We start from the raw sequence: 14,380 nt of genomic DNA on the forward strand, positions 1-14,380 counted from the left end.
CAGCTTGGTAGCGGATATTCAAGATCCTATTTATCTGCGTTTATCTGCGTTTATCTGCGTTTAATTTTAGCCCGTACCTGACTAGAGCGAGAAACGCTATATACCAATTCAAATAATGTTTGCAACACATACATTCTGCGTACGGGCACGGCTGCCATAGACTTTCGGGAAAACCGATAGTTTATGGGTGCTGTGCTACTACCCATCTGTCGCCTTCTTTCTTTTTTAAATTGGTATTATCTTCTTTCGCAACCAAAATAATCATAAGGTAGCAAATGATCAAATCTCCTTTTGCTACCTCTATTTTTCTAACTACTCAAAGCTTTGAGAAAGCGTTGCAAACTCTTGAATACACTGGGCTTTTTCCCTGGTACAGCATCTTTTCCTATTTGCGGTTGTCCTTTCAAGAGGATTAAATCTATTTCATCACCTGATGGTCTTTTGGGTAACTCGGCAATTTTTTGATACTCACCGTTAGTCTCAACCCATACTTCCCACAGTCCAGGGTAGCAGCGAAATACGGCAGTTTGATCGTCTACAGGGCGTAAGTAGTAGCAGGTTTCAATAGTATTAATGAAACGCTCGCGAATTTGCCTAGCTGCGTAACCAATGCCCACAATAGCGGCATCTTCTAGACGGGGATTGAGAAGAATTGCGGGGCGATCGCCTATTTCGGCAAATAGCTTTTCTAGCTGGGATATTTCTACGGAACTAGGGGCGATGAATAAGAAAATTTCCTCTTCTGGCTGAATTTTGTCGCTGACAGAAGTTGCTCTACCTGTACCGATATCCGAAATTGTAAATGGTACATCCCAATCGCGACGAGCTAAAGCAGCAGCACCTGTATCGGCGAAGAACACCTTGAGGCGGGATTCATAATCTGCAAGCAGTGGTAGATATTGTTCGGCGACTGGCATAGGTTTGAGTTCTGGAAACAAAAACTCAACTTGTAAGCGAGTATAACCGTCTGCTAGGGCAGCTTGGGTGGCTGTGCGAGATTGGGCGATCGCCTCTTCAAGACTCTTAGGAAGTTCGGACATAGTCTACGTTGTGCTTTAAGATCTATTCCCATTGTTTCAGTATTAGCAGAAATAAGTACCTATTGCCTATACTTCGACTGCGCTCAGTACAAGTTGCCTATTGCCTGCCTACACAAATAAGTTCATCCAAATCTAGTACTACCCTTGGGTAAACTAACTATCACCTTAGTTCCTTGCCCTACTTGACTAGATAAAACAATATCGCCACCATGTAATTTGACACAGGCTTGAGTGATCGCCAGCCCTAAACCTGTACCGGGTATTGTGTCAACATTACTCCCACGACTGAAGGATTGAAATAAGTGTTCTTGATCAACTATTGGTATACCAATTCCCTCATCTTGGATGTGAAAGATCACTTGTGATTCTTGTCCAATCAAATGAAATTCGATATTACCGCCATCAGGAGAGTATTTAATAGCGTTAGACATTAAGTTGACAAAGATTTGCTGCAAAAGTTGGCGATCGCCCCAGAAGCTTTGACAATTCCCAGTGATTTTAAAAATCAATTCGTGGTTTTCGCCCACTGTCTTGCGTTCTTGTTCCATCAAGTCAGAGAAAAATTGCAGTAAATCGAGCGGTATGGGCTTAAACTTGGTTTTGTCTAACTCCAATTGGTTAACCAACAGCATATCATCGACGAGTTTGGACATATACCGAGCTTTTTGCTCAATGATTCGCAGAAACCTTTGCTGTCTGGATTTATCCAATTGTTCACCGTGTTGTAGCAGAGTAGATGCTGCTGCAAAAATGGAAGTTAACGGTGTACGATATTCATGGGAAACTGTGGTGATGATTTGGGATTTCAAAGCGTTCAGTTGCTTTTCTTTTCCCAGGGCGGCTTGGGTTTGGGTAAGTAGTTCTGCTTGTTGGATAGCGATCGCTAATTGCACTGACACTTCATCCAGCATATCCACATCATCAGTTTGCCATTGTCGCTCCCCAGAACAATGATAAGCAATCAGCAGTCCCCAAATTTGTGCTTCTCTTTGGTCATTGTGACTTAAATTAATCGGCACCACCAAATTAGACTTAGAATCAAATTGGTGTAACTCTTGCTCATAGCATTTAATTTCGTTAGACAACTCGGGTATTTTCCAATCAGTCTCATAGAAATGAGAAAATGCCTGTCTACATCCCCACAGATTGTTTTGGCAAAGATTACCACCAGAAACAGATAGACTTGGTTGGTGAAGTATGGCAGCATTTTGGTTGATGATTTTCTGTGAAGCTGCGTTACTTACTCTTTGCTCATAACTGATATGTTGCTGATGATGATTAAACGCGACATTCCGGGAAGAGTCAACATAAGCTGCGACTATCTTACCATCGATATCTTTGGCGAACTGATACACCATGACGCGATCGCACTTTAACAACTGCTGGATTTCCGCCACAGCCGTATTCAAAATTTGCTCTAAATCCAGAGACTGGCGAATTCGTAAAGCCGTCGTCGCAATCAAACGCTGTCTTTCTCTAGTTTTGCTCAGTTGGGCTTGTAAACACGATTGCTTAATGGCATTGCGGACTGCTAATTGCAATACATCTGGTTTTAGATACTGTTTAACTAAATAATCCTGCACACCCTGTTTCATCGCTTGTACAGCGACTTCTTCATCACCATGCCCCGTAAGCATAATTACAGCCACTGGAGTATCAAATATCTCTTGCTGCAATTTAGCAAAGAGTTCTAACCCACTCATATCAGGCAAGCAAAAATCTAGCAGAATCAGATCACAGTGCTTTTCTTGGCAAAGAACCAGTGCGTCCTCTGCACAGTCTGCTTCCAAAATTTGGTAAGACTGGTGCGGATCGCTCAAAAGATATCGCCGATAGATTTTTCGATCCGCCGCACAATCATCAATGATCAGTAGTGTCCATGTGTCCGTCATAGGAGTATGAGGATCGGGGAGCAATGTAGATCCCTTGAATCCAAATGGTGATTTATTTACATAATTCTAAAAATAATCTAAAATAAATGTGAATAAAATATAAACTCTAAACAAAATCTAAATTTCTTTACCTACTCCAAATTAGTGACTGATGTGTGCTTTAAATCACGTCAGCACAAATTAACGATCAAACTACAGGAAGATGAGAGAGATCAGCGCGACAGAGAAAATTTCCCCAATTTTGCCTACAGAGCTAATCAGGGGTTGGCAAAGTATTGACCTGCAGCCAATAATCTACAAATGCCTGAATAATCTTTTGCAATTCTTGAGCATCCATCGGCTTTACCAGATAGCCGTTTGCGCCCTTTTGATAGCATAATTCCACATCTTTGGGGTTAGAAGACGTGGTAAAAACCACAACGGGAATTTTTTTTAACCTTTTATCTTGCTTGAGCCGTCCGAGAATTTCCCGCCCATCAATACCAGGTAAATTCAGGTCGAGCAAGATCACGGAAGGTAGTGGTGCAATCTCAGGGCTGTTGTAATTACCCTCCTGATAGAGAAAATCTAAAACCTCATCCCCGCTAGTACAGCGATATATGGGGTTTTTGACAGCCATCCGTCGCATCAAACGTTGCAGCATCCTAAAATCTTCATTACTGTCCTCTACAACGAGCAGCGGTTCATTAAGCCTTGTTGTCATTAGTGGTCTTAACAAAACGTAATATCATCAACATTTTTGTAAAGTATTTTAAACTATTCCAGCGTAAAATAAAATATCGAGCCAAGTCCTACGGTAGATTCCACCCAAATCCGACCGTTATGCAGCTCCACAATCTTCTTCGCAATGGCTAATCCTGCACCTGTCCCTCCACCATACTTTTCTTGGGAATGGAGCCGTTTAAAGAGTCGGAAGATTGTTTCTAGGTGATGTTCTTGAATCCCGATACCATTATCCCGGACATAGAAAATAGGGGGAGTAGGGGGGGATGAGGATGTATCTAAACCACATCTATTTTGAGAACCATAGTTTTCCAAAGTAGTGGGAGCATCTTGCTCCCGAATGGTAGTAGCGGGCAGGATGCCCGCACTACTCCAGGTTTCAAAATCGACGAGGTTTAAGTAGCCAATTTCGATGTCAGGCTGTGCTTGATCGTTATATTTAAACGCATTACTGAGCAGGTTACTGAAGACCTCATTGATAAGCACAGGGTTACACTGAACTGTGGGTAAAGGTCGGGGAATGCGAATATTAATCTGCAAGTTTTGCCGACTAGCGCGAAACATATCAATCACTTCGTCAACCAATTCATTGAGATTGGTAGCTTGGAAGCGGAATTCTCCTTGTCCTAACTGAGAAAGTCGTAACACAGCATTAATCAGAGTTTCCATCCGCTGAGATAAAGACAGCACTGTTTGCAAACATTCAATTCCCTCATCATCTAACACGTGAGCGTAGTCTTCTAGCAGCACAGTCGAGAAGTTATAAATACCCCGCAGAGGTTCCTTAAGATCGTGGGAAGCGGCGTAAGCAAAGGCGGCTAGTTCTTGGTTACTGCGTTCTAACTCTAGGTTGATTTGGGCTAACTCATCCGCACTTTTGAGGACAATACCTGCGATCGCATTCCTTAAAGCCAAAGCGCTATCAAGTTCACATAGTCGCCACGGTAAGGATGTTAATTGTACCGTTTCCTGCCATTGGGCGAAAGATGTGCGGGGACACAGAGTCACGCTACCATCTTCCGCAACCTTGATCGATTCATGGGGGTTTCCTGCCCAGTTTACCGTTTGGATCACTTCTGGGCGAAACCAGAGAATGTAATAACGCCGGACTTGAGAAATCTGCAATAACAGCAAGCCACTAGCAACATCCTTGAATATCTCTGCTTCTGGGTAAAGCTTTGGTAGCGAATCGGTGGAAAATAAGTTGTCGCTGACTTGGGTATCCGCCCATGCGATTAGTCTTTGCACCGCTTCAATATCTGGTGTCGTTCCCACCAGTGTAATTTCATCATCCAGACAAACCGCCGCACCAGAGGCGCTGACAAGATCCAGTAAGCGGATTTCTGGTTTAATTAGGGCATCAATAAAATTATCTGCTTGGGAAATAGACTGTAGAAATTCAGATTGTAGAGATTTGAGCTTGACTTCATAGTCTGATTCTGATTGGTTAACTTTATGCGCTAACTCAGATGAGACAATCTGTGCTAGAAATTCGCACATCTTCCGCACTTCATAAGCAATATGCTTGGGAGTTTGATGATGACAAGATATTAATCCCCAAAGCTGTCCTTCTTTAATTAAGGAAATCACCAGCAGCGCTGCTACACCCATATTGTGATGAAATTTCACACAGCAGGGGTCAACACTCCTGAGAACAGATAAGCTTAAATCAACGGTTGTCAATGGTACTAGTTCGATGGGTGGAGCCGTTAAATTGGGGATGAAGCGGAGTAAACAACGCTTGTATAATTCCTTCGACGCTTCTGGAATATCTGTAGCGGGATAGTGGAGGTTTAAATAAGATGATAATTCTGCTGTTTTCGCTTCGGCAATTACGGAACCCGCGCCTTGTTGGTCAAATTTATATACCATCACTCGGTCAAAACCTGTGATTGTGCGTAATTCTGTAGCTGCTAAATGCAAAAATTCTGTGAGATTTGATGTGCTTTGCATTTTAGCGATCGCTTCACCCACCAAATCATGGAAACTTAAGAAACTCACTCCAGTTAAAGAGTCTGTCGGTTCTAGTTCCACAATCACATGATTTTCTGTGCGATGCGCTATGCAGTCAAAATATCGTTCGCCATTTTCAGTATTTATTGATACTTTGTAACTCTTGACACTGCCAATCTGTTTTACTAATTGCTGCCCATCTAGCAAGCAGTTCAGCGGTTGACCGAGTAAATCTTGGGGCTGCTTACTTAAGTATTTTTGGGTATTATTGCTAACTTGTACTATCTCTAATTGGGTACTCAGCACCAACAGTACACCATGAGGTTGAATGGAACCAGGTAGATGAATCGGTAAGCGATCGTGGTGATTAAGAGGAGTTGCTTGGGCTGTCGGATCTTCAGACTGGCTCATAAATCAACTATGGGAAGCTGACTTTTACAATAGCGCAATTAAATGTCACATTTCTTTAAACTATAAAATAAAACTAAAGATTGACAGTAAGAGGAGAAATATCTGTAGTCAGAATTGAGAGCAATAGTATAAATTAAATAATTTGCTGTTATGGCTGAGTTTTTCCTGGATTATTCAACCAAATGAATCCAAGGCAAAGCAGAATGAACTGCGTTAAATAGGCGTTTATCACCTGTATAGAAATCTGCCTGAAATCTTTGAGCTAATGCTAAATAATGAGCATCATAAGCAGCAGAGAGGTTAAATTGTTGGGCGATTTCCCAGGCTTGTTGATGAAGTTGGCGATCACTGTAAAATTGAATGGGTAAATTCAGCGCATTATTGAGAGCTTCCTGAGCTTCTGTATTCAGTAGTTGTTTTGCCAGTTTGATTCGATGAAATACATTTGTTACTTCGTAACATAAGAGGGTTGGAGCAATAATCTGGGTTTGGGTTTGCTCCCAGTTATTCCATAATGTCAGATATGGTGATGTTTCCAAAGTATTGCTGATTAACTTAACTACGAAATTAGCATCTACACAAATAAATTGTCCGGCCATGATTTTTATTCACTGGGAAACAAATCTGCTATCAATTCTTGATCTCGGTCTTCTCGCATTTTATAAATGATTTCGTCAATATCTATTTCAAAGTATTGACCACTACGCCGTTGTTGAATGGCTTGAGCATTAGCTAAAATTCGTGTCCGTAAGTTTTGCCAATTAGATTGAGGTGCTAATTTTTGATTTAATAACTCTTGTTCTTCAGGAGACAAAGCTTTGATTATCTGGGCTAAAGATTCCACAAGCTGAATATTCATACATTTATGTTCCTTTTTCAGAAAATAGTGCTTAGATATTGCAATTTTACTGCAACTTCGCTGACACATATAATCGTTTGAGCATGGCTGTAATCTTTGTACCATAATCTGGATCTGCCGACCAGCGCCCTGATAGTTGATCAATTAATGGGGCAATACCACGGGTGACAAAACGAAACCGAGGATCAACAACTTCCTGTGCCAATGGTTCTAAACTTGCGTAAGCTTTCAAATGTTGGATGTGTGCCCTCACACCAATTCTGGCACTTTCAAAAGAGGCTGCATCTGAACTACCACCAATAGCGCCTAACCCAGCAAAATTATTTTGCTGGGGTTTAATATCACCACCAAAACGTAAAAAACCAGTTTCTACACACATTTGGCAAAAGGCAATATCATAATTAATTCCCTCTGTGGCTGCTTCTTCTCGATACAGTTTTGGTATGTCGGGAAACTGCACTAGGGCACTTTCATTATTGTTCTTTAAAAATAACTGTAAATCCATTTCAGTAGTGTGACCATTAGAGACAATTGCATCAAATTGACCAGGACAAATTACCGAAATTGAACGCAAGTTGAGAGTGCGAGTTGCCGCATCCCAGTTGATAGAAATATGATATTCTTGTAATTCGATCGCTTTGACATAAACCACTCGCCGATAGGTAATGCGACGGACATCAGGCAACTTTGATAAATCCACCCGCAAGCGATCTACTAAATCAATAGGAATATAAGCATTTCCGTTAATCAATATGCCTTTTTCTTGATAATTTTGCCCATTAATGTTAATGTTTATTGCTGGATAATTTGGTTCTGGGGCTTTATTAGGGTCAATTACACGACTCCAAGATGCCAATCCATCAGCAATTCCTAGGGCAAAATCTCGGCGACGACTTTGCAGCAAAGCCCTGTCGTCTGGGTTGCTGAGAAAACCGACTTGCATTGCTAAAGAAGCGATCGCCACTTGGCGACAAAAGATTAACTTACCTAAGCCGCTATCGGTATCTGGCTTCACCCCCCGATTTGGTAACTGGGGCACACGGCGCAACAATCCCACTAGCAGGAGTTCAGCATTGCTCTTGCGATCGCTATTAGTGGCAATATAGTAGACACTAGCCCCCCGTACAGTCGGACTGCTAGCCGCATTAGATTGAATTTCTAGCGCCACATCAGTAGAACGCCCACGAGAATTGATCCAAGCGATAGTTTGGGCAGCGCTCAAGTCATCAGGAACCGACAAAACCTCTAAACTCCGCGCCCTCAATTCCGTCACAATCAAATCCCGTAGCAGAATCATTTCTTTAGCTTCGGTAGTCCCACCGGCGATCGCACCTGGATCACTTCTTCCTGCTTCTATGCCTCCGTGAGCCGCTGAAATAAAAATCCGCCCCATTTTCAGTATTTCCTCTGATAATCTTGAGTGTAAGCAATTGTATACGTCATTCTTAGTCTGGCAACAAGAATATAATAGTCATTGGGCATAGGGAATGGGGAATAGAAAACTCTTAGCAATGACAAATGACCAATGACAAATGACAAATATGCAAATCCCCCGCTTGCACCCAGACACAATTGAAGAAGTCAAACAACGAGCTGATATTGTCGATGTCGTCTCAGAATATGTAGTTTTACGCAAGCGAGGCAAAGATTTTGTAGGTTTGTGTCCCTTTCATGACGAGAAGAGTCCCAGTTTTACCGTTAGCCCAACCAAGCAAATGTATTATTGCTTCGGCTGTCAAGCTGGGGGAAACGCCATTAAGTTTGTCATGGACTTGTCTAAGCGTTCATTTCCTGAGGTGTTGCTAGATTTAGCACGGCGTTACCAGGTTCCTGTGCAAACCCTGGAACCCGAACAAAGACAAGAATTACAGCGTCAGTTGTCGTTGCGTGAACAGCTATATGAAATTCTTGCCACGACGGCACAATTCTATCAACATGTCTTGAGACAACCCCAAGGGCAGAAGGCATTACAATATCTGCAAAGCGATCGCCAATTCCAAGCAGCCACAATCCAGCAGTTTGGCTTAGGTTATGCGCCCGCAGGCTGGGAAACCCTTTCGCGCTATTTGGTAGATAGTAAACATTATCCAGCTCCACTAGTAGAAAAGGCGGGATTGATTAAACCACGTAAAGAAGGCGGCGGTTATTATGATGTATTTCGCGATCGCCTGATGATTCCCATCCGTGACGTACAAGGGCGGGTGATTGCTTTTGGCGGTAGAACCTTGACAGATGAGCAACCAAAGTATTTAAATTCACCAGAAACCGAACTTTTTAGTAAAGGTAAAACATTATTTGCCCTGGATCAAGCCAAAACAGGGATTGCTCAACTCGATCAAGCTGTAGTCGTGGAGGGATATTTTGATGCGATCGCTCTCCACGCTGCTGGTATTAATAACGCCGTCGCCTCTCTGGGTACTGCTCTGAGCTTAGAACAAGTGCGGCTGATATTACGTTATACCGAATCGAAACAACTGGTACTCAACTTTGACGCCGATCAAGCAGGGACTAACGCCACAGAAAAAGCGATCGGTGAAATAGGCGAACTCGCATATAGTGGAGAAGTTCAGCTAAAAATTCTCAATATACCTGATGGTAAAGATGCTGATGAATACTTACATACCCACACAACAGAAGATTATCAGCAACTGTTAACCAATGCCCCATTATGGTTAAATTGGCAAATTCAGCAAATCACCAAGAACCGCGACTTAAAACAAGCCACTGATTTTCAGCAAGTCACCCAGCAGATCGTCAAATTGCTGAAAAATATAGCTAACAGTGACACCCGCAATTATTATGTCTCCCACTGTGCTGAAATATTGAGTCTAGGAGATACCAGACTGATACCTCTAAGAGTAGAAAACCTCTTAACTCAGATTACTCCTAGCGTTACATCTTCTCAGCCTCTAGCAACCAAGGGAGAGTGGAGTAAGCAGAAAAAATCCCGTTCCCCAGCAACCAGTAGCCAGCGTCGCACTGAGCCAGTCGAAGTGTCATCAATCCCAGGAAAACATGAGCTTTTAGAACAAGCAGAAGCTTTATTACTGCGGATTTATCTACATTGTCCCGAACAGCGCCAAGCTATCACCGAATCGCTAGAATCACGGGATTTACAATTTAGTCTTTCTCACCACCGCTTTTTGTGGCAACAAATTTTAGCAGAACCAGCAGGAATAGAGATAGATTTAGTATCAAATCTGCAAGACAGATACCCAGAGTTTCCTGAAGAAATGGGGTTAGTGTCCCATTTGTTCCATCTGAGCGAGAAAAGCCAGAAAGATGACATGCTGCGTACTCCTAAAGGAAGTCAAGCAGCGATCGCCTGTATGGAACTAGTGATGAGTGAAAAACGCTATCGCCACTTTAAAGAACTATGGGAGCAAACTGATGAAAAAGCCGAACCAGAGCGATATGAATATTATGGTAGGGCTTTTCTCGCAGAAAAATGGCGATATGAGCAATTAAACAGACAGCGGAATTTTTCTATAGAAGAAGTTCTGAGATTGAGCGATTAATGCTGTTGTGCATCAGGGAAATTCAACTACAGAACTTTTTACAGGTTTCTTCATAATTCAGACTTCATCCTAGCCTCCGGCAAGCCGCTCCGCGTCTACATCCTTCAATTGACTGCTTTGGGCTGCTTGTCTAACTTGCTCAATCTCTAAACCCAAAGCCTCAGCGATTTGTTCTACAGTTGCACCTAAACTGAGCATAAAAGGCACTGTTTCTAGTTTGCCCTCTAGTTTGCCCTCTAGTTTGCCTTCTAATACGGCTTCTTGATACACTCTAGTTTTCTTTAACTCACTGAAAGCTAACATTTGCTCAACCTCCTGGCGGCTTAATCTGGGAAATTTAGCTACAATAATCGCCTCTATTAATTGTATAATTTCCCGCTGGGTAAATTCATCAGCTATTTGTTGTCTGGCAAGATTGATCAATTGTCTAGCTTTTGCACCAGCAGTAGATTCTGGCTCAATGACTAATTTAACTGTTTCGATACCAACAGACTGTTCTGTTGCTGTTTCTAACTCGTCGAGATAAATCCGCCTTACCCGTTGACTCGTGAGTATTTCAATATATCTCTCTGTCTCACCTATATCAACACTTCGGCTGGGATAAACAACAACTCCGCGCCAATTATTAGTTAATTCAGTTTTATCTAGGTACAGAAATATTTCTGTAATAAAACGAGAGTAGAATTTTTTGTCGGGTTGGAACTGGACTTCCAGAAAGTAGATAGGTGGTGCTGCGTCGCTTCTAGGAAGAAATACACCATCTATCCGGAAAGACATTTGTTTGACTTCAACTGAAGAAAATTGATAAGCACTTGCAGTTTCCGGAGGTTGGTTAATCAGTTCAAAAAAGATACTAGGGAAACTTTGGAATAGGGAATAAAAGATAGTATCTGTCTTCATGTGGTTGGAATAGAATCACTACAAGCGATCGCCTGACTTTTCTCCGGAATCAATACAAGCGATCGCATCCCCATGAAATTCTACGGGCAAAACAATGTATCGCGAGTGTCTCTTCCGGTAGTGGGATTAGTACCTTTGGCAACCTTGCACAGTTTTTTTTGCTCATCCTGACGTAACAGCACATCAGTAAAATCAGCACCATCAATGATCGCCCCATCGAACTTAGCATTAGCAGCAAATGCCCCCTCTAACACCGCATTTGTCAAATTTGTTTTGATAAAGCGGGCTGAGTCTAAAGTAGCATTTGTGAGATTAGCTCCCTGTAAATTTGCTGACTCCAGATTTGCTGCAAAGAAGCTAACACCGCTTAAATTGGCATTGCTGAAGTTACTTTGACGGAGATTCGCTTTGGTAAAGCTGGAGTCTGTTAAATCACGTCCCGAAAAATCAGCCTCGATCAAAATTTCTTTATTGTATTCCAGCGCCAAAGCCGTAGTCGCACCACCTACAATTGCTGTGAAGCCAACTACTACCCAAAGCAATACACTGAGTATGCTTACCCAAATTTTATGGCTTAGTCTAGAAATCATAGTATTATTTTTAGCTAATGGCGAACTCTCCTCCATTTCATTATCCCGATATTGGTCAGTTAGGTGAAGACCTAGTAGCAAAATGGCTACAATCTTCAGGCTGGTTGATTCTCCACCGTCGTTTTTCTTGTCGTTGGGGAGAAATCGATATTATTGCCCAATATCAAGGAATTTCTGGCGTAGGCGAAACTCCGAACTCAACATTGGCATTTGTGGAAGTGAAAACTCGTAGTTCAGGTAATTGGGATGCAGGAGGGAGAAACGCCATCACTGCCAAAAAGCAAGCTAAACTTTGGCGGACAGCTGAAATGTTTTTAGCTAAATATCCGGAAAAGGCTGATTACCCATGCCGATTTGACGTTGCTATTGTTTACTCTCAGCCCATAGCAAAACAACTCCCTGGGGCTACATTTACCCAAGAAGTTCTAGCGAGTTCCTTGGTAGCTGGTTATCAACTCCAACTCCAAGAATATATTGCAGCGGCTTTCGACTCCTTAGCAGATCATGGTTAATCGGTCATCAGTAATAGATGAGATATCTAAATTACCAATAACCGACTAGCAATAATTTTGTAGCAGCATTACAAGCAAACGTGATTATGCGAGGGTTTCTGGACAGTAGCCCAAACCCCGGACAAACTGTTGTCGGAATGCTTCAATTTCCTCTCTCTCTGGGCTACCATGAGAAACGATCGCTACTTGGTAACGACGCATGACATCCACGGGACACTGCCCCGCTTCTAAACTCCAAAGTGCCATTTGTACCCGCATTGGTGGCTCATGGCTAATTCCTAATTCATTTAGAAAAGCCCGAAAGTCACCATCTACTTGGGGCGATACTTGACCTTTTAGTTTGACCCTAACCACCCAGCCATCTATCTGATGAATTACGGTAACGAACGAAACGGGCATCTGGGGTCTGCCGTGGAGGTGTTGAACGACCCTCAGAGTTAAACTGGCATTTGCCAAATAATACAAATATTCCATGTTGGTGCTTGGGATCAAAGCCAATCCTACATTTCTATATTCGTCAATAAATACCCATTCCCGGTAGGGTAGAAGCCCCCGTTTTTAGATGGGGAGGTTTACCCAATTTTTATATAAGTGTTTCCGTGTTACCTAATAGTATAAATCTTAAAGTCTAGGGATTAAATTGAGTAGCGATCAGAGAAAATTCTGTGATCAAGGAAAGCTCAAACCAGCTTGTTGAGGACAGCATAAATTTAAATGGAGCAACAAATAAGACCAGTTGATTGTCATCAAACCTCTAATATAGGAGGAAAAGACGTTGAATTAGATGGTTTGCTAAGTGGGTATGAATACGAACTACCTTCGGAACTGATTGCCCAAAACCCTGTCGTTCCAAGGGATAGCTCTCGCTTATTGGTAGTAAATTCTCGCAATACAGGCAACGAAACGACACCTTTAAATCATATTTTCTCTGACTTGCCAGAATTATTGCGATCAGGGGATTTACTAGTAATGAATAATACTAGAGTTATGCCAGCACGGCTATATGGTCGTAAATCTACAGGCGCGGAAATCGAGGTGTTGCTGTTAGAAGAACGACAGTATAACTGCTGGTTAGCCTTAGTCAAGCCAGGAAAAAGATTTAAGCGGGGAGCAAAGATTATTTTTGATGTGAGGGGAGTTGGGGAGTCGGGGAGTGCAGGAGTCGGGGAGTTGGGGAGTGCAGGAGTCGGGGAGTTGGGGAGTGCAGGAGTTGGGGAGTTAGGGAGTCGGGGAGAAATTTCTTCTTCATCTTCCTCATCCCCTTCCCTCACGGCTACAGTACTGGAAACAGACAAGGCGACTGGGGGGCGTTTGTTGCAATTTGATGTACCAGAGGGAATGTCTTTAGTGCAACTGTTGGATATCTATGGTGAAGTACCTTTACCCCCCTACATCAATTCGTCTGAGGCTGATGACGAACAATATCAGACAGTTTATGCTCAACATCCAGGAGCGATCGCTGCTCCTACGGCTGGGTTACATTTTACCTCAGAATTATTGGCGAAGTTGCGCGATCGCGGAATTAACCAAGCTTTTGTGACGCTGCATGTCGGTGTCGGGACTTTTCGTCCTGTGGAAGTGGAAAATGTCACTACCCACCAAATGCATGAGGAGTGGATGGAAGTACCCCCAACAACAGTAGAGCAAATCCGTGCCACTAAAGCCGCTGGTGGGCGGGTGATTGCCGTAGGGACAACGGTAGTGCGAGCCTTAGAAGGGGCGGCGCAATCGGGAGAGTTGCAACCTTTTTGTGGTAAGACAGATTTGTTTATTTATCCCGGCTATCAAGTGCGGGTGGTGGAGGGATTAATTACCAATTTTCATTTACCACGTTCTAGTTTGTTGATGCTGGTAAGTGCGTTTATTGGTAGACAGCGATTGTTAAATATATACCAAAAAGCGATCGCTGCTCAATATCGCTTTTATTCCTTCGGTGATGCGATGCTGATTTTGCCTGAAGCTGTAAATGGGTAGGTCATTTG

General features: G+C 42.7%; 13 protein-coding genes. 3 read left to right on the forward strand and 10 right to left on the reverse strand.

Annotation, left to right across the window (positions count from 1 at the left end):
- Positions 1 to 308: 308 nt before the first annotated feature.
- From CAL7507_RS02775 to CAL7507_RS02805, 7 genes are all read right to left on the reverse strand, one after another.
- A complete protein-coding gene (locus CAL7507_RS02775; protein ID WP_015126899.1) occupies positions 309 to 1,040 on the reverse strand; it encodes a DUF1995 family protein in 732 nt (243 codons plus the stop codon).
- Between the two features lie 122 nt (positions 1,041 to 1,162).
- Entirely contained in the window at positions 1,163 to 2,932 is a 1,770-nt protein-coding gene (locus CAL7507_RS02780) for an ATP-binding protein (RefSeq protein ID WP_042341159.1), read from the reverse strand.
- Between the two features lie 253 nt (positions 2,933 to 3,185).
- Positions 3,186 to 3,635 carry a response regulator gene (locus tag CAL7507_RS02785; RefSeq protein WP_015126901.1) on the reverse strand — a complete coding sequence of 150 codons (450 nt, stop codon included), beginning with the start codon at positions 3,633 to 3,635 and terminating at the stop codon, positions 3,186 to 3,188.
- A gap of 53 nt (positions 3,636 to 3,688) precedes the next feature.
- Positions 3,689 to 6,019, reverse strand: a complete 2,331-nt coding sequence (locus tag CAL7507_RS02790) for an ATP-binding protein (RefSeq protein WP_015126902.1) — start codon at positions 6,017 to 6,019, stop codon at positions 3,689 to 3,691.
- A gap of 170 nt (positions 6,020 to 6,189) precedes the next feature.
- Positions 6,190 to 6,618: a type II toxin-antitoxin system VapC family toxin gene (locus CAL7507_RS02795; RefSeq protein ID WP_015126903.1), complete on the reverse strand. Its 429-nt coding sequence runs from the start codon at positions 6,616 to 6,618 to the stop codon at positions 6,190 to 6,192.
- Positions 6,619 to 6,623: 5 nt separating this feature from the next.
- A complete protein-coding gene (locus CAL7507_RS02800) occupies positions 6,624 to 6,878 on the reverse strand; it encodes a hypothetical protein (protein WP_015126904.1) in 255 nt (84 codons plus the stop codon).
- 46 nt (positions 6,879 to 6,924) lie between these two features.
- Positions 6,925 to 8,271 (reverse strand): N-acetylmuramoyl-L-alanine amidase, encoded by a 1,347-nt coding sequence (locus CAL7507_RS02805; protein WP_015126905.1) that lies wholly within the window; start codon positions 8,269 to 8,271, stop codon positions 6,925 to 6,927.
- Positions 8,272 to 8,419: 148 nt separating this feature from the next.
- Between CAL7507_RS02805 and dnaG the strand changes: the two genes are divergently transcribed.
- Positions 8,420 to 10,396 (forward strand): DNA primase, encoded by a 1,977-nt coding sequence (dnaG, locus tag CAL7507_RS02810; RefSeq protein ID WP_042341160.1) that lies wholly within the window; start codon positions 8,420 to 8,422, stop codon positions 10,394 to 10,396.
- A gap of 69 nt (positions 10,397 to 10,465) precedes the next feature.
- On the opposite strand, the gene CAL7507_RS02815 is transcribed toward dnaG, so the two are convergent.
- Both CAL7507_RS02815 and CAL7507_RS02820 read right to left on the reverse strand, forming a co-directional pair.
- Positions 10,466 to 11,296, reverse strand: coding sequence for an Rpn family recombination-promoting nuclease/putative transposase (locus CAL7507_RS02815; protein ID WP_015126907.1), 831 nt, complete (start codon positions 11,294 to 11,296; stop codon positions 10,466 to 10,468).
- 80 nt (positions 11,297 to 11,376) lie between these two features.
- The gene (locus CAL7507_RS02820; RefSeq protein ID WP_015126908.1) at positions 11,377 to 11,886 is read right to left on the reverse strand and encodes a pentapeptide repeat-containing protein; all 510 of its coding nucleotides are present in this window, start codon (positions 11,884 to 11,886) and stop codon (positions 11,377 to 11,379) included.
- A 17-nt stretch (positions 11,887 to 11,903) separates the two neighbouring features.
- Between CAL7507_RS02820 and CAL7507_RS02825 the strand changes: the two genes are divergently transcribed.
- Complete coding sequence (locus CAL7507_RS02825; protein ID WP_015126909.1) at positions 11,904 to 12,398, forward strand: YraN family protein; 495 nt, start codon at positions 11,904 to 11,906, stop codon at positions 12,396 to 12,398.
- Positions 12,399 to 12,482: 84 nt separating this feature from the next.
- Here CAL7507_RS02825 and CAL7507_RS02830 read toward each other — a convergent pair whose 3' ends face one another.
- A complete protein-coding gene (locus CAL7507_RS02830) occupies positions 12,483 to 12,872 on the reverse strand; it encodes a hypothetical protein (protein WP_015126910.1) in 390 nt (129 codons plus the stop codon).
- Between the two features lie 240 nt (positions 12,873 to 13,112).
- On the opposite strand from CAL7507_RS02830, the gene queA reads away from it, so the two are divergent.
- Positions 13,113 to 14,372 (forward strand): tRNA preQ1(34) S-adenosylmethionine ribosyltransferase-isomerase QueA, encoded by a 1,260-nt coding sequence (gene queA / locus CAL7507_RS02835; RefSeq protein ID WP_015126911.1) that lies wholly within the window; start codon positions 13,113 to 13,115, stop codon positions 14,370 to 14,372.
- Positions 14,373 to 14,380 lie beyond the last annotated feature (8 nt).

This window comes from Calothrix sp. PCC 7507, from assembly GCF_000316575.1.
Lineage (GTDB): Bacteria > Cyanobacteriota > Cyanobacteriia > Cyanobacteriales > Nostocaceae > Fortiea.